This window comes from Chitinophaga ginsengisegetis (assembly GCF_900168065.1).
Taxonomy (GTDB): Bacteria; Bacteroidota; Bacteroidia; order Chitinophagales; family Chitinophagaceae; genus Chitinophaga; species Chitinophaga ginsengisegetis.
The window spans coordinates 658,419-679,880 of sequence record NZ_FUZZ01000005.1 but is presented as its reverse complement, the minus strand read 5'-3'; the positions used below and the strand labels follow the sequence as shown (position 1 = coordinate 679,880).

Annotated in this window: 18 protein-coding genes; 7 read left to right on the top strand and 11 right to left on the bottom strand. The window is 49.2% G+C overall.

The genetic code is table 11. From position 1 onward, the window contains the following. Nucleotides 1–23: 23 nt before the first annotated feature. The 4 genes from B5Z18_RS28895 to B5Z18_RS28880 are packed head-to-tail and all read right to left on the bottom strand — an operon-like array spanning nt 24 to nt 5,000. On the bottom strand, nt 24–1,646 hold the full coding sequence (locus B5Z18_RS28895; protein ID WP_079473026.1) for a sodium:solute symporter: 1,623 nt from the start codon (nt 1,644–1,646) through the stop codon (nt 24–26). After that, complete coding sequence (locus tag B5Z18_RS28890) at nt 1,643–2,884, bottom strand: enolase C-terminal domain-like protein (RefSeq protein WP_079473025.1); 1,242 nt, start codon at nt 2,882–2,884, stop codon at nt 1,643–1,645. The genes B5Z18_RS28895 and B5Z18_RS28890 overlap by 4 nt, the downstream gene beginning before the upstream one ends. Nucleotides 2,885–2,893: 9 nt before the next feature. Further along, nucleotides 2,894–4,219, bottom strand: coding sequence for an alpha-L-fucosidase (locus B5Z18_RS28885; RefSeq protein ID WP_079473024.1), 1,326 nt, complete (start codon nt 4,217–4,219; stop codon nt 2,894–2,896). 13 nt (nt 4,220–4,232) lie between these two features. After that, nucleotides 4,233–5,000, bottom strand: coding sequence for an SDR family NAD(P)-dependent oxidoreductase (locus tag B5Z18_RS28880; protein WP_079473023.1), 768 nt, complete (start codon nt 4,998–5,000; stop codon nt 4,233–4,235). 125 nt (nt 5,001–5,125) lie between these two features. On the opposite strand from B5Z18_RS28880, the gene B5Z18_RS28875 reads away from it, so the two are divergent. Next, nucleotides 5,126–6,004 (top strand): AraC family transcriptional regulator, encoded by an 879-nt coding sequence (locus B5Z18_RS28875; RefSeq protein ID WP_079473022.1) that lies wholly within the window; start codon nt 5,126–5,128, stop codon nt 6,002–6,004. Here the strand turns inward: B5Z18_RS28875 and B5Z18_RS28870 are convergent. The 3 genes from B5Z18_RS28870 to B5Z18_RS28860 all read right to left on the bottom strand — a co-directional run bounded on the left by B5Z18_RS28870 (nt 6,001) and on the right by B5Z18_RS28860 (nt 10,738). Then, entirely contained in the window at nt 6,001–7,155 is a 1,155-nt protein-coding gene (locus B5Z18_RS28870; RefSeq protein ID WP_079473021.1) for an SGNH/GDSL hydrolase family protein, read from the bottom strand. The two genes, B5Z18_RS28875 and B5Z18_RS28870, sit on opposite strands and share 4 nt — an antisense overlap. After that, the gene (locus B5Z18_RS28865) at nt 7,152–9,488 is read right to left on the bottom strand and encodes a glycoside hydrolase family 95 protein (RefSeq protein ID WP_079473020.1); all 2,337 of its coding nucleotides are present in this window, start codon (nt 9,486–9,488) and stop codon (nt 7,152–7,154) included. The genes B5Z18_RS28870 and B5Z18_RS28865 overlap by 4 nt, the downstream gene beginning before the upstream one ends. Before the next feature lie 194 nt (nt 9,489–9,682). Next, nucleotides 9,683–10,738, bottom strand: coding sequence for a serine hydrolase domain-containing protein (locus B5Z18_RS28860; RefSeq protein ID WP_079473019.1), 1,056 nt, complete (start codon nt 10,736–10,738; stop codon nt 9,683–9,685). A gap of 81 nt (nt 10,739–10,819) precedes the next feature. Between B5Z18_RS28860 and B5Z18_RS28855 the strand changes: the two genes are divergently transcribed. The 4 genes from B5Z18_RS28855 (at nt 10,820) to B5Z18_RS28840 (ending at nt 15,418) form a co-directional block, all read left to right on the top strand. Next, complete coding sequence (locus B5Z18_RS28855; protein ID WP_079473018.1) at nt 10,820–11,464, top strand: HAD family hydrolase; 645 nt, start codon at nt 10,820–10,822, stop codon at nt 11,462–11,464. A 227-nt stretch (nt 11,465–11,691) separates the two neighbouring features. After that, nucleotides 11,692–13,353 carry a lectin gene (locus tag B5Z18_RS28850; protein ID WP_079473017.1) on the top strand — a complete coding sequence of 554 codons (1,662 nt, stop codon included), beginning with the start codon at nt 11,692–11,694 and terminating at the stop codon, nt 13,351–13,353. 141 nt (nt 13,354–13,494) lie between these two features. Further along, nucleotides 13,495–14,250 (top strand): glycosyltransferase family 2 protein, encoded by a 756-nt coding sequence (locus B5Z18_RS28845; RefSeq protein ID WP_079473016.1) that lies wholly within the window; start codon nt 13,495–13,497, stop codon nt 14,248–14,250. A 46-nt stretch (nt 14,251–14,296) separates the two neighbouring features. Next, nucleotides 14,297–15,418 carry a glycosyltransferase family 2 protein gene (locus B5Z18_RS28840; protein ID WP_079473015.1) on the top strand — a complete coding sequence of 374 codons (1,122 nt, stop codon included), beginning with the start codon at nt 14,297–14,299 and terminating at the stop codon, nt 15,416–15,418. Here B5Z18_RS28840 and B5Z18_RS28835 read toward each other — a convergent pair. Then, complete coding sequence (locus B5Z18_RS28835) at nt 15,399–16,535, bottom strand: lactonase family protein (protein WP_079473014.1); 1,137 nt, start codon at nt 16,533–16,535, stop codon at nt 15,399–15,401. The two genes, B5Z18_RS28840 and B5Z18_RS28835, sit on opposite strands and share 20 nt — an antisense overlap. A 199-nt stretch (nt 16,536–16,734) precedes the next feature. Here B5Z18_RS28835 and msrB point away from each other — a divergent pair, with 199 nt between their 5' ends. Next, nucleotides 16,735–17,253 (top strand): peptide-methionine (R)-S-oxide reductase MsrB, encoded by a 519-nt coding sequence (gene msrB / locus B5Z18_RS28830; protein WP_079473013.1) that lies wholly within the window; start codon nt 16,735–16,737, stop codon nt 17,251–17,253. 8 nt (nt 17,254–17,261) lie between these two features. Here msrB and B5Z18_RS28825 read toward each other — a convergent pair whose 3' ends face one another. The 3 genes from B5Z18_RS28825 to B5Z18_RS28815 form a co-directional block, all read right to left on the bottom strand. Beyond that, complete coding sequence (locus tag B5Z18_RS28825) at nt 17,262–18,422, bottom strand: serine hydrolase domain-containing protein (RefSeq protein ID WP_159454464.1); 1,161 nt, start codon at nt 18,420–18,422, stop codon at nt 17,262–17,264. A gap of 75 nt (nt 18,423–18,497) precedes the next feature. After that, a complete protein-coding gene (locus B5Z18_RS28820; protein WP_079473011.1) occupies nt 18,498–19,631 on the bottom strand; it encodes a helix-turn-helix domain-containing protein in 1,134 nt (377 codons plus the stop codon). A 58-nt stretch (nt 19,632–19,689) separates the two neighbouring features. Beyond that, nucleotides 19,690–20,421 carry a DUF481 domain-containing protein gene (locus B5Z18_RS28815; RefSeq protein ID WP_079473010.1) on the bottom strand — a complete coding sequence of 244 codons (732 nt, stop codon included), beginning with the start codon at nt 20,419–20,421 and terminating at the stop codon, nt 19,690–19,692. Nucleotides 20,422–20,597: 176 nt separating this feature from the next. On the opposite strand from B5Z18_RS28815, the gene B5Z18_RS28810 reads away from it, so the two are divergent. Continuing rightward, nucleotides 20,598–21,437, top strand: coding sequence for a sugar phosphate isomerase/epimerase family protein (locus B5Z18_RS28810; protein ID WP_079473009.1), 840 nt, complete (start codon nt 20,598–20,600; stop codon nt 21,435–21,437). Nucleotides 21,438–21,462: the final 25 nt, after the last annotated feature.

The following is a 21,462-nucleotide window of genomic DNA, read 5'->3' as shown; positions in this document are numbered from 1 at the left end:
GCTTATCTTTTTATAAACGGCTCCTACCGGAAAAGCCAGTACAGCGCTGCCATCATCAGCAGCAACACAGCAGACAATACTTTATAGTTCGCCAGCCCCGGCCAGCCTTTTACCCGCAATGGCGCTAAAGGACTCTCCCAGTAAAGACGGCTGCTTTCAGCGGTATGCTGCACCGGGAATACAAATGACAATACCACCTGCAACAACGCACAAACCACAAACAAATAGAAAGCCACCATCAGCGGTGGTGTGTTAATCGGATATAGTTTTCCGGTAAGATATACCCCCGCACCCAGCGCCGATCCTATCCACAAAGTATATTGCGCCGAAAGGGAAGATGCCTTTTTCCAGAACACACCAAGCAGAAACACGCAGGTGATGGGCGGTGCAATATGTGATATTACGTCGTTAATGCCGTTAAAAAGACTCTCATACCTGTTTAGCAATGGTAGTAGCCCAATGGATAAAATAAGCGCTAAACCGGCCGCAATACGGCCCGTTTTCACCAGTTGCCGGTCTGTTGCCTGCGGGCGGTTCCGTTTGTACAGATCGTAGCTCACCAGCGTGGCAATAGAGTTCAGCGCGCCGGAGATCTGGCTCATCAGGCCCGACAGCAACGCCGCTACCAGCACACCTACCAGCCCGGTAGGCACCAGCCGCGTAATCATTACGGAATAAATGCCCTTCGTATGCAGCTGTCCATCGGCCTGCCGCAATACTTCCAGGTCCAGGTGTCCTTGCTTGAACAACACATACGCCAGTAGTCCCGGGAGAATGAAAATAAAAACAGGCAACACTTTTATAAAACCACAGAACAGCGCGCCGGTACGTGCATGATTTTCGTCCTTTGCACCCAATACCCGCTGCACAATAGTCTGATCCGCACACCAATACCAGATACCAATAACAGGATAACCCAGGAACACCGCATACCAGGGCAACCCATTCGGATCGCCCGCCGGATGCAACATCGACAGCTTATCCATTTGATGGCCCTCCTGCAGCACCTGCACCACCGGTTGCCAGCCGCCTACCTTCCACCACGACAGTACCGTGATGATCACCGCGCCGGCCAGCAACACTACCGTTTGCACGGATTCTGTTACCACCACGGCCCGGAGCCCGCCTACAATAGTGTATGCGCCCGTTACCAATGCAATGAGGATAATACTGGTAAACATGTTTATGCCAAACAACGTTTCCAGCACAATGCCGCCCGCCAGGAAAGAAAACGCAATATGGATCACGATTGCCGATACTACGGAAACAATCGCCAGCCAGTCGCGGCACGCCCTGTTGTAACGCCGCTCCAGGAAATCCGGCAGCGTGGCCACTCCCGAACGGATGTAAAACGGAATAAAGAAGAGTGCCAGCAATATCAATGTAAAGGCGGCCATCCACTCAAAGTTACCCGCCAGCAAGCCGGTATCAAAGCCGCTCTGGGCAAGACTAACCAGGTGCAAACAAGAAATGTTCGTGGCAAACAATGCCATGCCTATCATGGGCCAGCGCAACGATTTACCGGCCAGGAAATATTCTCCTGCCGCTGAATCATTCTTCTTGCCGGATAATCCCGCCCAGAAGCCCAGCCCCACAATAAAGGCCACATAGCAAATGCTGATGATAATATCGGTAGTAGCTATCATCCCGGGAAAGTATTAAGAGACAGCAGATCGCAACTGCTGCCCGGTGTTTCAGGCGTCTTGTAAAAGCCGTCTGTAATGAGTGCAGGATGAACGAAGTGCTTACGCAGGTGCGGTATATGCTCCAGGAATAAGGCTTCATGTCCCATACCAATGTGATTGAACAACACCAAATGCTGATGCAGCTGTCCCATATCGCCTACATGCGGTACCACCGGCACGCCAAACTTTTTACATAACAGGCTTACCGTAATAAATTCGCTGACACCTCCTACCCTTACCGCATCTACCTGTATAAACCCGGCGCTGCCTGTTTGCAGGTAATTCTTGAAAATCACTTTATTGGGTACATGTTCTCCCAAAGCCAGCTTCACGGGGTTCAACGCATCCGCCAGGGTTTTGTGCGCGAGGATATCATCCGGGTGCGTGGGCTCCTCTATCCAGTAAGGATTAATAGCTGCAAGTTTTTTACCAATAGCAATTGCCTGCGGCAGATTCCATTGCTGATTGGCATCTACCATTACTTTGATCTCATCGCCAACAGTATTTCTTACAATATGCGCTCTTCGTATATCCGTGTCCGGGTCTTTTGCACCTACCTTTAATTTCAGTGCGCGAAAGCCGTTATCCAATGCGCGCTTACAATTAGCTTCCAGCTGATCATCGGAATAATTAAACCAGCCGGCGGAAGTGTCGTAGGCCGCGTAACCCGTGCGCAGCACGCCTTCACGCGAAGCCCTGGAGGCCTGCATTTCCGTTAACATACGGACCGCTTCTTCACGGGGCAGTACTTCTTCGAGGTACGAGAGGTCTAATGTATTCACCACCTGTTCCGGTGTAAGATCCAGCAGCAATTTCCATAAAGGCACCTGCTGTTGTTTGGCCCACAGGTCGTAGCAGGCATTGGTTACCGCGGCTAGGGCCAGGTGCACCACTCCTTTGTGAGGGCCCAGCCATCGGAACTGCTGCTCATCGGAACGTTGTTTAAACCAATCGCCGAAGGAAGCCATCACTTCGGTAAGTTCTTTTCCTACCAGCTTTTCGCCGTAGAACCGCGCAGCAGCGCATACCAGTTCATTGCCTGCTCCCAGGGTGAAAGCCAGGCCGGTACCGCAATTACCTTTGTCGTCGTACAAACAGGCTACCGTGTACGAATATACGGGGTTCTGATGTATGGCATCGCTACCGGCGCCACCTGTTAAAGGGAACCGGGCATCTTTTACAACTATCTTACTGATCATTTTATGTTATCATTTTATAGGAGCAACACTAAGCGCCGGCTTATCCGTTTCCAATACCACTACGGTGTCATTGGCATCGGGCAATACAGCGGGCAATGTTATCGTGAACCGATCGGCGGCTGTAGTCAGCTTCACTGCAGCGCCTTTCAGGAGATATGCTTTATTAACTTTTACGCCCGGCATAGCAGGCAGTTCAATAGTTGGCTGCGACTGATCAAAAACGTGCACGTATACTTTGTTGCCACTCCGCGTAGCAGCATACTTGCTGTTAGGGTTGTAAGGACCGCCATGCGTATTATAAATAGCGGCGCCGTACTTACGAAGCCAGTCGCCCATCTCTTTCAAACGGGCTACCTGTGCAGGTTCTATGGCTCCATCGGAGCGGGGCCCTACATTAAATAGCAGGTTGCCGTTACCACCGGCCACTTTCGCCAGTGTTTGAATACAGGTTTGCAGCGATTTCATTTTATCATCCGGCTTCCAGGCCCACTGCTCGCAGATGGTCATGCAGGTTTCCCAGGGCGTGTTCATGTCCAGGTCGCCGATACGTTGTTCCGGCGTATCAAAATCGCCCAGGAAGGTAGACGTACCCGAAGCGCCGGTGCCGGAAAACGCTTTACCAAGACGGTTATTAATAATAAGATCTTTCTTCAGTGTTTTGAGATAGGTGTACACGTCCACCGCCATTTCTGGTGTCCATGGCTTTTCCCAGGGACCATCAAACCACAGCATATAAGGATCATAGCCGGTTACCAGTTCTTTCAGCTGGTTCTTCATATACACCACGTACTGGTCCATGCGTGCATCTTTTCGTATACCCTTTGCCGTTGTATCATCCGGATTATCAATAGGGTAGTCCGGATGGTGCCAGTCGAGCACCGAGTAATAGATACAGAACTTAATGTGATACTTCTTACATGCTTTTGCCAGCAGGCCCACCACATCTTTCTTAAAGGGAGTGGCAGTAATATTATAATCAGTATAGGCAGATGGCCATAAACAAAATCCGTCATGATGCTTGGCAGTGATGGTCAGGTATTTCATACCGGCATCGCTGGCTGTTTTCACCCATTCCTCTGCATTAAATTTCACAGGGTTAAACTGACGGTACAGGGTATCATATTCTGCGGCCGGCACCTTGCTGTGCCGTGACCAGCCTATTTCCGTACCTCTCAGGGAAACAGGCCCCCAGTGGATAAACAGGCCAAAGCGCAGGTCCATAAACTGGTCCATCACTTTTTTACTGGTCAGTATTTTCGGATCCAGTTGTGCATTGGTCTGGGCTTTGCCCTGGAGTGCCAGCAACAACAAACAGAAAGCAGCTAATTTTTTCATTGTTCACTTTATTTTATAAGGTATGCTTATATCCAAGTTCTGCCCCGCCACTTACGGGCATAATACAGCCGGTGATAAAGCGCGCCTGTTCAGATAACAGGAACGCGCACACGTCGGCAATTTCATCTGCCTCCGGGCAATATCCCAACGCGTGGATACCATCGAGGTATTGCGCTATACGTGCGGGTTCCGGCTGTTCACTGCTCCACCGGCGCAACATGGGCGTCCATACGCCTGCGGGGGCCACTGCGTTTACCCGGATACCGTCGGCGGCATAGTCGAGCGCCATTGCTTTGGTGAGTGCATTTACCGCTCCTTTACTACCTGCATAGGCCGCATGGTTTTCCTGGCCAATGTCCCCTACCATACTGCTGGTGTTGAGGATACAGCCACGGGAAGCTCTCAGTGCAGCAATGCCATAGCGTGTGGTGTAATAGATGCCACGCACATTTACATTCATGACCAGTTGCCACTCTTCTTCGGTGGTATCATGTAAAGGTTTCGAAGGACTGGCAACGCCTGCATTATTATGGATAGCATCGAGCCGGCCGTAGGTTTGCAGCACCCTGTCAATGGCCTGTTGTATAGACGCGCCGCTGTTAAGATCTGCTGTGAGGAAAATATGCGGCGTGCCCATCTGCTCCTGCAAACGTTGCAATGCTGCAGCGTCTTTATCAATCACCGCCACGGTGGCGCCTTGCTTTGCATACACCTGCGCGCAGGCTTCACCAATGCCGGATGCGCCGCCGGTAATCAGCACTATTTTATCTTGCAGTATCATCGTTTTTCATTTTCCGTGGATAATTCAAAAGTAAGCAGGGATAAGGTAGGTCATCCCGGTGAAATTGACTTAAATCAACACTATTTTGACTTATTTACTGAATTTACCTATTTTAGTCGGATAATATGAAGCCTCTTTTTGCCATACCGGGCGATAAAGCCCTCGAACAAAGTGTATACCTGATCAAGGAAATTACACAGCCGTACTTTTCCACGGAGTTCCACTTCCATCACGAATGCCAGCTGGTATACGTAGTGGAAAGCGCCGGGCGACGCATCATTGGCGATAACATCAGCTATTTTGAAAGCGGGGAGCTGATATTTGTTGGCTCCGGTACCCCGCATGTGTGGCACAACGAGCAAAAGTATTTTGAAGGGAAAGACAAGCTCCAGGCAAGGTCGCTGGCGTTGTATATTTCGCCGGATCTCCTGGTAGAACATCTTAGTCCCTTTACCAATGCGAGCGCCGTTAAAACCTGGCTCAAAAAGGCGCAGCGGGGCATCCAGTTTCATGGCAAAGCCAAAACGGAAATACTGGCGTTGATGCAGCAGATGCTTACACAGCACGACCTGCTGCAAACCATCTCCTTTATGACCCTGCTACAGAAAATGATGGCCACCAAAGAATATAAACTCCTTGCCGGCACTAACTATGTAAACCTGTATAACGATAAAGATCAGTCGAGGATGGATGATATCTTCAAATATATTTTCCGTCATTTTAAAAGAGATATCCCGCTGTCGGAAATAGCAGCGGTGGCAGGCATCAACGTACACTCCTTCTGCCGCTTCTTCAAAAGCAGAACACAGAAATCATTTACTCATTTTGTAAATGAATTAAGGATCGGTTACGCCTGCAGGCTATTGCAGGAAAAGGAAATGTCGATGGCAGAGTTATCGAATAAGTGCGGATACAGGAATACCACGCACTTTAACCGCTTCTTCAAAAAGATCAAAGGGAAAACCCCGAGAGACTACAAGAGAGACGTTACTTCACTGGATTAATTTACCAGGAAATACACCACCCGGCAAACAGATCCATCACCCTCCTTTTGCAGGCTGATCGTATGTTTGCCGGGTTTCAGATCATCACCCAATATGAGATACCACGGCAGGTACAGGCTTTTACTCCACTGCGTGCGCAGATCTTTTTGCTGCACAGCGCCGCCATCAATACGATAGCTGATTACACCTGCATCCGGACCGGAAACAATGCCAATACCAACAGTACGCCCGGTGAATGGATACTCCACACTGGCACGCGCCGTGTCTGATACCAGCATAGGCACCTTTACAAATCCTTCGCGGGTACCCACCTTATCAGTGGGCTCCCATGATTCAATGATGGAGAATCCATTTTTATTAACAGCTTCATGTATATCGCCATAGGCGCCGTTTTCATAATTGAGCGGGTCCGCTGCGCGGGGCAGTTTCACTGATGATAAATGCTTTGGCGCCATTGCGCTGAAATCCTCTTCCAGTAACCGTTTGATCGCATCAAAATATAACTGCTGCCCAAAAGGAGAAGGATGCAGATCTTTAAAATCATCTTTCCAGGTAAACTCACGGGCATCTATGCGGGTAGTAATTTCTTTAGCGAGATTGATAAACGGCAGATGATATTTTTTGGCAAGATCTTCATGCACCTGTACTTCTACCGGCACTTTACCAGCGTGATAGTCGGCCATCTTGTCTTCATCCACAAAAGCCATCAGCACAATATTCACCTGCGGATTGGCTTTCAGCGCATGACGGATAATCCCTTCCATAGCCCTGCGCTGCGTTACTTCATTGGTACCATTCACCCGGTCGTTTACCGCCGCTTCCAGGAATAGCAAGTCGGTTTTTCCTTTGCTTAATACATCGTGTTCAAACCGGAACGCATGTGGTAAGCTGCCAAGCGAAGGAATCCCGGCATTGATAAAACGGAAATCAGTAGCAGGGTATGCAGCAGTGAGATAGTCGCACACCTTACCACGCCAGCCTTCCATATTGGTGATAGAGCCACCCATGAAAGTAATGGTAGCCTTTTTATCTGCTTTGATATGATACCTTACATTATCGAGGCGGCCATAACGGGTAATAAATTGCTCCTGCGCCAGCGCACTAACGGTAACGGCTATACCTAATAATACCCCTGCTAATTTCCTGATCATATTTTCGTTGGTTGTATCTCTTTTATTACCCCGTTGATTCTTACTTTTACTTTATGCGTAGCGGCGCCGCGTATTTTATAATTGGTAACGAGGCCGTTTTTCCAGGTCATATCTACGGTATAATTGCCTCTTGCTTTCAGCCCCTTTACCGTACCAGACGCCTTCCACGCATCAGGCAGTGCAGGCAACAAATCGATAAAGCCCGCATGACTTTGCAGCAGCATTTCTGCCAGTCCGGCTGCGCCACCGAAGTTGCCATCTATCTGGAACGGAGGCCCTGCAGAAAACATGTTTGAATAAATACCGCCACCGGCGCCGTAGTTAATGTCCGTATTATAAGTGGGTTTGATTAATCCGGCGAACAATTTAAACGCGCGGTTGCCATCATGTAGTCGTGCCCAGAATAAGAGCTTATAGGCAATGGACCAGCTGGGGCCATCATCCCCTCTCACTTCCAGCGTTTGTTTGCAGGCTTCGGCCAGTTCCGGCGTGGCTTCCGGTGTAATCAGCGAGGCGGGGTATAATCCGTATAAATGTGAAATATGCCGGTGCGTGGGTTCTGTCTCTTTGTATTCTTCCAGCCACTCCATCAGTCGGCCGTCTTTACCTACCCTGCCTGCAGGCGGCAGCTGTTTTAATTTCTCCGTCAGCGTGGTGGTGAATGCAGCATCCTTGCCGAGTGTTTTGGCAGCGGTGATCACATTCATAAACAGCTCGCGGATGATCTGGTTATCAATAGTAGGTCCGTTGCAGATGCTGGCAGTTTGGCCGTTGGGCAGATAAAAAGAATTTTCCGGAGAAGAAGAAGGGGAAGTAACGAGCCACCCGGTTTTATCATCCTTTATCAGCATGCTGCTGTAAAATTCAGCAGAGCCTTTTAACACCGGGTATATATCTTCCAGGTATTTTTTATCATTGGTAAAAGCATAATGCTCCCAAAGGTTATTACACAACCATCCGGACCCTGACTTGGTAACGCCCCACGATGCGCTTTCCCCTGGCTCTGTAAAGCCCCATATATTGGTGATCACGTGCGCAACCCATCCTTCTGCATTATAATAAGCTTTGGCAGTTCTTTCACCGGGTTTCACCAGTCCGTGTACCAGCTCCGCCAGCGGCAGGTTGAGTTCCGGCAGGTTGCTCACTTCCACCGGCCAGTGGTTCATCTGCACATTTACGTCGAGGTGGTAATCCCCATTCCAGGGCGTCTGGATCTGGTTGGCCCACAGCCCCTGTAAATTAGGTGGCAGCAAACCCACGCGGGTGCTGCTGATGCTCAGATAACGGCCGTATTGATAAAATAGTACGGGTAATCCGTTGTCTGCCGCGGGCGCCTTGTGAAAATCAATGAGCCGCTGATCGGTAGGCACCTGTGTGGCACCGGCGCCGCCCAGCTCCATACTAACGCGGTTGAATAAACGCTGATAAGCGGCTATATGCTGTTGCTTCTGCTGCGCATAACCTTTACGCATGGCTGCAGCGAGCAGTTGTTTCGTTTGTTCCCGGTAACCGGGATTCCTGAAATCCGTAGCGGTGGATACATACAGGATCACTTCCGTGGCATCTTTAATAACCAGTGTATCCTTGTCCGTTAGCAGCTGACCACCTTTCAGTTTTGCCTGTACCCTGGTCAGGTATTTCATACCGGGATTGGCAGTACCGCTTTTCAATTCGCCGGACATTTGCAGCTCCTGTCCTTCGGTGCGGATGGTGGCTCTTTCCGGGCGACTGATGGCAACCCGCATATTGAGTTGTCCGCCATTGCCGGCCGTTAAACGGATCACGCCTACATCGCCGTTGAAGTCCGTAAAATATTCGCGCGTATAGGCGACCCCGTTAATTGTATAATTAGTAGTGGCTATCGCCTCATTCAACGACAAGTCCCTTTTATAACGGGCAGGGCTATCCGCTTTGGGATAGCTGAACTGCAGCAATAATTCGCCCAGCATCTGGAAACATCCGAAAGGAACATCCCCGGAGCCTTTGCCGGTACATACAAATGATTTGTCCATCAGCGCCTGGGCCTCGTTATTCTTTCCTTCGGCCAGCAGCTGCCGGATAGCGGGCAGTTGTTTGTAGGCATCGTAGTTGTTGGCGTCCTGCGGTGCGCCGGACCAGAGGGTGATATCATTTAAAACAATCTTCTCCTGGCTGATCCCGCCATCCGGCATCATGCCCAGGCGGCCATTCCCAAGTGGCACCGTTTCCTCCCAAACCTTTGCCGGTTTGTTATACCAGAGCCGTAATGGTTGCTGCTGCGCCGCAGCTGTACCGGCCATCAACAGGGCGCCGGCTATTGCAATATGCCTGAAAGAAAAAAGTTGCTGATCCATGTTTTCCGGATAACGTTTTTGATGTAACAGGCAGGTGCGCCTGTTATGTATTAATAATCTCCGACTGTGGCAGACCATAGGTATATGACCTCTTCCGTGGAATTTGTATACCATCAAAATTAACGGCAATGGGGCAACAACTCTCCCTGAAAATTGACTAAAACAGACACTATCTTGACTTAATAAGGCATTTATTATTTATTCCTCACCAGCGCCCGGATCTTTAAACAGGTGGGTAGAGTGGAAAGATAACCGTTGCTGGCAATAAAAGTAAAGATAAAACCCGTGCGCTTTTTATCGCGGTTTATCCACGGATGGCTGCCAAAGGCGCCGGGGCTGCTGTTTTCAATCAGTGCGCCACCGGGAGCGGTTACGTCCCTCCAGTTGCCGGTGCCGTAGAAATCTTTTGTATTGAGCAGTACTGCGGGATAAGGGGTATAAGTGACAGTAACATGGCCGGTTTGACTTTCCTCCATCGCTGCTACTGCGGCTTCGCTGAGCACACGGGTACCATTGGCGGCTACGCCTTTGTTCATGATCATGTCGAGGAAGCGGATATAATCGTCCGGCGTGCTCCGGGCGCCGCCGCCAATCTGCGGATTGGCCGTGAGTCCGAAGTCGGTGCTGGTCATGCCACAGGGCGTAAATATTTTATCCGCCGCCAGGGCGCTCCAGCTTTTACCGGAGGCCACTTCACAAATGCGGCCGGCAACCTGCATACTTACGCCGCCATAATAAAAGGTGGTGCCCGGCCGGTTCAGCAGCGCCACATTCCGGGCAATACCATCTGCCGCCTGTGTGAGCGTGATCAGCACATTGGATTCATATCCCTGGGAAGAATTTCCGGGAAAACCGGATGTATGGGAGAAGAGTTGCGCAATGGTAATATCTCCCTTATGATAAGTAGTAAAAACGGGCAGATATTTCCCCACACTATCGGTGAGCTTTATTTTTCCTTCATCTACCAGGCTCATAACCACTGCCGCCGATAACCATTTGGAACAGGAAGCAATGAGCTGGCGTGTGCTGCCGGTATAGCCGCCGAATCCTTTCGCATATACGGTTTTCCCATTTTCATGAATCACTGCGTAACATTTGCCATCAAAGGCAACAGGTACGGAATCGTTCAGCACCTGGTCCACATCACTGTAGCCGGTGGCAACAATGGTTTGGGATTCACTTTTGCTGCATCCAGCGAGTAGAAAAATGGCGATAATAGCGGACAGGGAGTTCCGGAAGAAATCATTCATGTGACAGTTGTATTCAGTTGTAAGCTAAGAAATAACCTGAACCTATTCAACGTCCTCTTTTTAATTTATATTGCAGCCGTTATGAAATACGCCAATATTTTATTTGACCTCGACGGTACGCTTACAGATCCTAAAACCGGTATTACCAAATCCGTTCAGTATGCATTGGCAAAGGCAGGTATTGCCGAGCCGGACCTTCAGAAGCTGCTTCCGTTTATTGGTCCGCCCCTCCAGCAATCGTTCATCGAATATTATGGCTTTACCGAATCGCAGGCATGGGAGGCGGTTAGCGCTTACCGGGAGTACTTCAAAGTAACCGGCATTTATGAAAACGAGCAGTATGCCGGCATTCCGGAATTACTCACTGCGCTGCGGTCACAGGGGCGACGGTTGTTTGTTGCCACCTCCAAACCAAAAGTATTTGCCGACATCGTGATCCGGCACTTTAACCTGGAGCCTTACTTTACGGCGGTATATGGCAGCGAGCTGGATGGCACGCGGGCCGACAAGGCGGAACTGATCCGCTACGTGATGTCCGAACAACAATTGGATGCCGGCAACACCGTTATGGTGGGCGACCGCAAACACGACATCATAGGCGCACAGAAAAACCAGCTGCCCTCCATTGCAGTTGGCTACGGTTACGGCAGTACGCAGGAACTGCAGGATGCCTCACCCGATTATATCTTTAATACGGTGAATGAATTACACGCAGGATTTCCCTGATCACTACCGGTAATGCGGGTACCCGGAAATCGTAATACGGCTCCGGGTGAAAAAAAAGTCAGCCCTAATTTGTTTATTAGCCCTTTATTAATGCACTGATTAGTGCCTCTCCCCTTAATTGCACCAGAAAACTTCCACGTTTCATTATCCATAGCCCGGCATTGTTCTAAGAAAACCACGGTAGCAAATCCGATAGTAATTCCTAATCATCATCAATTGTTCCACACATGAAAAACAAGTTGCATCTTCTCTTCGCAACCCTTGTTGCATTGTCTGTTGGCTGCTCCAAAAAAGAGGCCGTCAATTCACTCCAGTCGCTCGATGGCAAAAAATCAGGCATCAGCGCACTGGGCTCTCCTGTTGGCGACGTAGTCGGTAAAATCACGGTAGGCTACCAGGGCTGGTTTGCCGCCAATGGCGATGGCTCCCCTATCAATGCCTGGTGGCACTGGACGCAGAACTGGGGCGCGTCGCCCTCTTCCACGAATAATGGTATTAAGTCCTGGCCCGATGTAAGGGACTACAGCAGCACCTATCAAACCGCCTGGGCAAACCTCGGCAATGGTCAACCTGCGAAACTGTTCTCTTCTTTCAACGACCAAACCGTGAACACCCACTTCCTGTGGATGCAGCAAAATGGTATCGACGCCGCGGCGTTGCAGCGCTTTAACCCAAATGGCACCGAAGGACCGGTGCGCGACGCCATTACCGCCAAAGTAAAAACTGCTGCGGAAAACTATGGCCGCAAGTTTTACATCATGTATGATGTCAGCGGCTGGACCAACATGCAATCTGAGATTAAAACCGACTGGACCACCAAGATGTCGGCCTACACCTCTTCTTCCGCTTATGCCAAACAGAATGGCAAACCGGTGGTATGTATCTGGGGCTTTGGCTTCAACGACTCCAATCACCCGTGGTCTGCCGCGGTATGCCTGGATGTAATCAACTGGTTCAAAAACCAGGGCTGTTATGTAATCGGCGGCGTACCTACGCACTGGCGTACCGAAACCAGCGATTCCAGACCCGGCTTCCTCGCTACCTACAGCGCGCTGAATATGATTTCACCGTGGATGGTAGGCAGGATCGGTAATGTTGCTGACGCAGATAATTTCTACACCAATGTAAACACACCGGACCAGGCGTATTGTAACAACAACGGAATCGACTACCAGCCCTGCGTGTTGCCGGGCGATTTACAGGAACACCAGCGCGCGCATGGCGACTTTATGTGGCGCCAGTTTTACAACATGGTACGGGTAGGCGCCCAGGGCATTTACATCTCTATGTTTGACGAGTACAACGAAGGTAACCAGATTGCCAAAACAGCAGAAAACGCCTCCTTTATTCCCGCAGGTTCCAACTTTGTGACCCTGGATGAAGATGGGGTGGTTTGCTCCGCAGACTACTACCTGCGCCTCACCGGGGATGGCGGTAAAATGCTGAAGGGACAAATCGGTTTAACAGCTACGCGTCCTACTGCGCCTGTAGTGGGCGGCGGTGGCGGCGCTCCCATCGGGCAAACCATTACCCTTAAAAGCTCCAATAACCTGTACGTGTGCAGCGAAAACGGCACGCAGGCCATGAATGCCAACCGCACCGTGGCCCAGGGATGGGAACAGTTTTCCGTGGTAAGCGCCGGTAGCGGTAAAGTAGCACTGGTAAACGGCGGCTTTTATGTATGTTCAGAAAATGGTACCCAGGCCATGAACTGTAACCGTACTGCTATTGGTCCGTGGGAACAGTTCGACTGGATCAGCAACAGCGACGGTACCATTTCACTCAGGGGCAGCAATGGCAGCTATGTTTCCAGCGAAGGCGGTACACAGCCTATGACCTGCAATCATACTACTATCGGGGCTACTGAAAAGTTCAGGGTAAACCAGTAATGATTCCCCTGTTTTAGTATTTGGTTATTTGGATATGGCGTTACATCATGCCGGGCTATCGCAACAAAATATCCAAATAACCAAATAAAAAAACAAACAAATAGCCCTAATTTTAGCCCCGGTAATCAACTAGTATATCGAATGAATGAACGACCCGGTGATGTATTGATCAGCATAATTATCGCAACGTATAATGCCGGTCAGCACCTCAGAGAATGCCTGCAATCTGTTAAGGAACAGACTGTGAAAGGAATGGAGGTGGTGATTGTAGATGGAGGCAGTACCGACAACACCCTGAGCATTGTGCAGGAATCCGGCCTGGAGCTGGTGAAATGGGTGAGTGAACCGGATAAGGGCATCTATGACGCACTCAATAAAGGCATCGGGATGGCAAGCGGAAACTGGTTATATTTCCTGGGCAGCGACGATCGTCTCCTGCCGGGCTTCAGTGAACTCTCCTCATATCTCCGCGATGACCACACTATTTACTATGGCAACAGCACCGGGTTCAATACAAACGGTCCCGTTGAATATCCGCTTTTACAAGGCAGCTTCAGTGAGTACCGGCTCGCCAAATATTGTATGAACCATCAATCCATTATTTACCCGAAAAGCGTTTTCCGGAAATATTCCTATGATCTGCAATATAAAGTGCTGGCTGATTACGCGCTTAACCTCCTCGTTTGGGGCGACCGCAGTTTTAAGAAGCAGCATTATCCCATTACCATTGTATTGTATAACATGAGCGGGTTTTCCTCGGATAATAAAGACCGGCAATTTTTGAAAGATAAATTACAGCTGATCCGCAGGGGAATGGGCTGGTGGATGTATGTGCGGATGTTGATGAAACGTTACAAGAAAAAACTGCTCCGCGAAGAAGACCTCTGGGCGCCGTAAGCGTTGATGTAGTGCTACCTGATTTATCTACCGTTATCTGCTAAGTATGAAACTCACTATAGATGTTGTAATGCCGTCCTTCCGGCTGGAGGAAAAATATGTACTTCCTGTGCTTCGCCTGCCGAGGCCGGATAATGCTGTCATTAAGTTTTACCTGATGGCAGATAATCCGGATATAGTGCCTGCTGAAAGTATCCGGGCGCTGGCGGATAACAACGATGTATTTCTTTATATCAATGAAAAAAACCTCGGTGCTTCCGGCACCCGGAACCGGGGCATATCTGTTTCAAAAGGCGACTGGATCCTGTTCCTGGATGATGATGTTACGGTAACAGATGATTTGTTGTTCAGGTATGCAGCTGCTGCGGCAGAACATCCCGATGAAATTGGATTCATTGGCCTTATTCATTTTCCACCGCCACCAAGTGATTTTGCCAGGGCGTTGATGGTCAACGGCAATGTAAATATCTTTTCTGTGGCGGCGAATAAGCCTTCGTTTACCTGGGGCGCCACTGCGAATATCATGGTAAAAAGAAGTGCGGTGGGCGATGTGCGCTTCTCTACCGATTACCCGAAAGCCGGTGGCGGTGAAGATGTTGATTTCTTCCTGCATGTGCGCGACAGGAATAACGAACAAAATTTCAGATCGTTGCCGGAAGCAGCTGTAACCCATCCGTGGTGGGATGATGGCCGTGCTAACTACAAACGGCCTTACCGGTATGGAATTGGCAACAGCCGTTTGGGAAAGTACAATCCAAACTATACTTACCGCAATTTGCCCAATACGCCCGAAACTGTATTGTTTTGTGGCATCACAGCACTCGTGCTGTTGTTTACGGCTCCTGGTTGGGTTATCCCCGTGTTGTTATTTGCTGTAGGTAGCTTACCTGTAGAACTGGCGGCAACGGCGGTAATGATCAAAAAACGTTTTCCCGGCAGCTCCTTTGGAGTGATGTTTCATGTTACCATCCTGAAGCTGGTAAACGATGCCGGGGAGCTGTGGGGAAAGCTCACCCACGGAGAGTTCTCCAGGATCACCGAACGTTTTGATGATACCGGCACCATTAAAAAGAACACCTTCTTCAAAACCAATACCTACAAAATAGTAAAGTGGGTGTTATATCTGCTGTTGCTCACACTGCTCATTATTATCTGGCGTAAGCCCTGATCTGCAGGGACGAAGGATTTGGCAGGGTTACCTCCACGCCTGTTTTCTTCAGCAGTCCGCTTTTCTGATCTCTTTTAAAAACAACAATATTCCCTGTTTTCTGATTGGCCACCAATAGAAACTTACCTGTAGGATCAATCACAAAATTCCGCGGATGTTTACCCTGTGTGGATTCAACGCTTATTTGTTTCAATCGTCCGTTTTGTTGGTTAATGGAATAGATAAATATACTGTTGGCATCTTCCCTGGTGGAGGCATACAGGAAGCGGCCATCGGGGGAGATATGGATATCGGCGCTGCCATAATCGGCCTGGGAGGTAGCCAGGCGGGCATCTACCCGCTGAAGGCTATCCAGTTTACCGGCATGATACTGGTACGCCGTAACGGTGCCGCTGATTTCTTCAATACAGTAAGCCATTGGCAGCCTGGAATGAAACGTGATATGCCGGGGACCGCTGCCGGGAGTGGTACGCGTGAATGGCGGATTGGCCGGCTGTAAAGGTGCTGCAGCATCCGGCACCAGTTGATAGGCATGGATTTTATCAGCACCGAGATCCGGGAAAAAAGCATAATGGCCATCCGGGGAAAAAACTGCCGCGTGGATGTGTGAGCTGAGTTGCCGGCTTCGTACAACGCTGCTGTCTTTAAAAGCAATGGTTTGTTTAGCGGGAGCTATATGTCCGCCGCCGGTGAGCGGGAAAATGGACAGGCTGCCGCCGCTGTAATTGGCGCAGATGAGCCATTTGCCGGTAGGGTCTACGCCTACATATGCGGGGTTATCGCCACCGCTGTCCTGCCGGTCGAGCAGCGTTACCGTTTCTTTCACACTGTCGAAAGCAAAACTGCTGACACCGCCCACGTTAGGCGTTTGGGCTTCGGAGCAGGCGTAAATATATTTTCCATCGGGCGATAACGTAAGAAAAGAGGGATTGAGAATACCTTTGGTGGCAGACACCTGCTGCAACGCACCGGTCTGGTAGTTGAACCGGAACAGGTATACGCCGTCTTTGTCTTTATCGCGGTTATAACTTCCCACGAAGAGATAGTATTGCTGTGCATGTGCAATGAAACCGCTGAAAAGCGTAATAACGAAGGCAAAGAATAATTTACGTAACAATGTGATGATGATTTAAGCATGAAGATATCGGCTAAGATAATTATCTCCCGAAAAAAAACGGAAAAATGATCACGGGGTTATTTTAAAGATTTTGTAAAAAAAGGACGGTTCATCCACCTGGCAGGATAGCCATCCTTATTACGGATTTAAAGCGGTAATTTTGGGTTATTGTATTATTCACCAGTATTTTTTTTGCGAGATGAGAATAATATTTCTTTTAACACTGATCCTGGCCACACAGATTGCCTGCCATAGCCAGAATAGCAACAATAAACAAGCGCCAGTGAAAAATCCTTACTATTCCAGAACGGATACACGGAAACTGCATATTACCAACGCCGAATGGAAGAGAATACTGCCGCCCGACCTCTATGCCGTAGCCCGCGAAAATGCCACCGAACGGGCATTTACAGGCAAATACTGGGATTCCGAGGTAAAAGGCAGTTATTATTGCGCGGTTTGTGGCAATCCCCTGTTCAGATCAGACGCTAAATTTGCCAGCAGCTGCGGGTGGCCCAGCTTTTTTGAACCACTCAAAGCCAACAGCGTGATCTACAAGGAAGATAATTCCTTCGGTATGCAAAGGACGGAAGTGATCTGTGAACGTTGCGGTTCGCACCTCGGTCATATCTTCGATGATGGCCCCCCTCCTACGCACAAGCGGTTTTGCATGAACTCCGTGTCGCTGGACTTTGAACCGGATCCCGGCGCGCATTAAACCGGGATTCACTCCAGGAAATGATCCAGGAAGGCTTCGCCAAACGCGGAAGCCCTCAGCGTTTTGTTTAAATTACGCCGGAAAGGATTAAACATCCCAATGCCCGGCAAGGGTTTCACCAGGTGATAAAAAGGCCGGCTCAGATCCTGTGAGTTAGCCAGGATAATAAATGTCAGGTCCCGCTCCGGGATCTTTACAAACAGGGCAGAATAGCCGGTCCACCAGCCGGTATGCCACATTACCTTTACGCCTTTGTAGTACTTTACATACCATCCCAGCGCGTACTGGATGGTTTTGCCTTTGGGGGTGACATAAGGCGTAAACACTTTCTCCCAGGTACTATCTGCCAGGAACATTTTCTGATCAATGGCGGTGGAGTAAACCGCCAGATCGGCCACATTGCTCATGATGCCCGCCGCCGGGCCAAAACCGTATGAAAAGGTAATGGGCTGCAACTGCTTGTTTTTCCAGTCGTACGGTTTGGCTACCCGCTGCATAAACGTTCCTTTGTCATAACCGGTTAATGCAAAGCAGACACTATCATCGGTACTGGGCGCCGTACTTTTCAGCGACAGCGGCCTAATGATCTGTTCCATCAGCAATTCCCCGAAGGTATGCCCGGACGACTGCGCAATTACCTTCCCCAGTTCATTATACCAGCTGCCATTGTAGCGGAATACGTAGCCGGGTTTATAGCTGTTAAACATGCTGCCCATGGCGGTATGTGTAAGCAGATGCCTGACTTTGATCCGTGGATCGCTGCCCCAGCGGGCGCCCAGGTTAATGCCGTATTTACCGATAGGATCATCCAGGCTTACCTTCCCGGCCTGTACCTGCTGCATAAGAATAATGGAGCCAAACGTTTTGGTAACGGAAGCCACCTGGTAAACTGTGTTTTCATCGGGCGCTGTTTGTTTTTCCAGGTCGGCATAGCCGAAGCCTTTTTTCCATACCAGTTTTTGTTCATTTACCACGCCTGCCGAAATACCGGGGATATGATATTTTTCCCGGAGATATTCCAGTTTCTTTTCAAGACGGGTCATTGCTGCAGCATTCCAAACTGCATCGCGGGAGGTGACCGGTGCATTGTTTGGGACCGGCCGGCTGGCGCGGCAGGCAAATAAAAATAAGGCGATGATCAAAAAGGAGAAGTTAGCGCGATGTACCATCCGGGTCATTTATTTTGGTGGCAAAGCTCCCTGTTTACCGCGTTGTCACCTACTCATATCCGGATTTGAGACATATTAAAGCGCTGATTTCTGCGCATCCGGGGCGCTTTTCCGGAATTCGGAGGGCGACATGCCGGTGAGTTGTTTAAACACCCGCTGGAAAGTAGCCGGTGAAGAAAAGCCGCAATCATATGCAATGCCCGTGAAGGTAAGCTGATCAGCATCCTCCTGTAACAATTTTTCCTTGAACAGGTTAACACGGTAGCCGTTTACATACTCATTAAAATTTTTATGCAGATGCTGGTTCAACACCGCAGAAATAGTTTTGGGCGGTAAACCGGTATGCTGCGCCACCATTTGCAGGGTAAGCGCTGCATTCAGAAACAGCTGGTCTTCTTCCATTGCTTTTTTCAGCAACGTTACAGCCGGTGTTGTAGTAGATTCCGGCAATATAGTTTCGGCCTTTTTAGCCGTAACCAATTCCTGGTAGGAAATAATATACCCTTTAATCCCCAGCCAGTAAATCAGGAAAGTCATGGGTACATAAATAGGATACCAGTCGAATTTATCGAGTATCACATCGGTATAACGGGGAATAATATACGGCACCAGGTATACCAGCCAGATAGCAAGAAAGCCCGCAAACATCCAGGTGAGTTGTTGCAGCCAGCGCAACCCGGCGCCAGGTGGGTGACTGCGTTTATATGCCGCCAGGAATTTAAAAGACAACCACGTATAAATGGCCAGTGACACCCATCGTGGAATGTCTGAATATACATTATAGGTATCTATAAAGATGATCCACGGCTGCGGATTATTCTTCAATACGCCCGTCAGCACGCCCACCACAAACACATCGGCCGCAACCGGTGCTCCCAGGTCAATGACCACCGGCCAGAAGTGCCTTCGCCGTTGCGGGGTGAGTTTAAATTCAGGATCGCAAAAAGATTGTATGTAGAAATACATCAGCGGCCCTACCGGCATTACCACAATGAGCGGTAATAACTGCGACAGCAAATTGAGCAATGGCGAGTTAAACCAATGATAATAGGAACCACACAAACAAAAACCGGCCATGCTGAGCAGGAAAATCAGCGCCGCTAAAAAACGGTTTACCGCCCGTTTCCTGGTGGAGAAAAACAGTAGTCCGCTTACAATGAAACCCTGGATTACGCCCAGTAAAATAATCGTTTGGAATAAACGCCCCATAGTATCAATTCCCCGGCAAAATAAGACAAAATATTTTCCCTTTGGAGCAGTGGCCCCGCTAGAAAAATTTCTCTATGGTGAGGCCGTAATTCATCAGCAGGTTTTCGCGCTCAGTACGGTTTAATTTATTGTAGGTCATGGCAGCGGTGATAGCCAGCCAGGAACGGAGTTTCACGGAAAGGGCATTATTGCATTTAATGATATAGTCGTTTCCGTGAGACAGCGAGTTTTGCAGATAATTGGAGCCTTCCAGCACAATGATATCTTTGATCACCCATTTATAGTATACCCGGAAGGAATTCCGGAAAGTATGATACACATCGGGGATGGTGTCGTGCAGGAAAAGATCGCTGTTTTCAAACAGGAGTCCATCGCTCAGGTTGAGGGTAGCATTCTTCCGTTTAATGACGTCATATGCCGCACCGCCACCGCCCTGGAAGCGATCGTTGATCTTTAAGGAATAACTTTTATCATAGTTGGCCAATCCCCAGAAATACACTTTCTTTTCTCCCCGGTAAATATTAAAATCCATCGCGGTAGAAACATCGTTATTGGTAACGCTGTGGTCCTGCTTTCCATATACATAACTGGCGCCCATGTTCAGGGTCATCTTCTTTTTACTGATTTTAAAGCCCATGTTATTATTGAGCAGGAAAGAGTTGCCGTCGTTGGTCCTGTTCACCGAACCAGTAGAAGCGTATTTAATGTAGTAATGCACCGAGTCGCTGAACTGGGCGCTGGAACTTAAGCCGTAAAATAATACCATCCATAGTAAAACTAATCTCTTCATGATCACTTGCTTAGGTGTTATAATAATGCGTTTCGGGCGCCGCAATTAACGTGCCTGAACATTCAACGGCTATTATTATAAAAAACAACATTTTTTAGAGATCTTAGCCCATTGTACTCCCGGCGCATATTTTCCGGGCAGTGTATTTTGCTAAAACCACGTAAACAGTTTACAATATGTCATCAAGAAGAAATTTCCTGCTTCACACGGCATTGGGCATGGCAGCTACTACTATGGCGCCTTTCACCGTTGCCGCAGCTGCCGCTGTTCCGGCAAAAAAAGCGCTGCTGCCCATCGGGATGGCGGGCTATACCTTTGCCAAATTTGATCTCGACCAGGCCATCGCCATGATGAACCGGGTGAATATCAAAAACATCTCTGTAAAAGATATCCATCTCCCCTTAAACAGTTCTCCGGAAAAAATAAAGGAAGTGCTGGGTAAATTTTCCGCAGCGGGTATTAACGTGTATGCCGTAGGCGTTATTTACATGAAAACAGAAAAAGCAGTAGATGAAGCTTTCGATTATGCCAAACGTGTAGGCGTACCGTTGATTGTAGGCGTGCCTAATCCGGAGCTGCTGGACTATACCGAGAAAAAGATAAAGGAGTATAATATCCGCCTGGCGGTGCATAACCACGGTCCGGAAGACAAGCTGTATCCCGGTCCCAAAAACGCATACGATCTTATTAAAAACAGGGACGAACGCCTGGGCCTCTGCCTGGATATTGGTCATGCTGCGCGCGCCGGGGAAGAGCCTTCCAAAGCCATCCTGGCTTATAAAAACCGGATCTTCGATCTACATATCAAAGATATTTCAGCCGCCGTTAAAGATGGCAAAGCCATTGAACTGGGCCGCGGCGTCATTAATTTCAAAAAGCTGGTTACGGCGCTGGAGAAAATCAACTACGCAGGCGTATGCAGCCTGGAGTTTGAAAAAGACATGAGTGATCCGCTGCCGGGCATTGCCGAATCAGCCGGCTTTTTCAGGGGTGTGATCAGTACGGTTAACAGCTGATCATGATCACTGCAACAAACGCAGG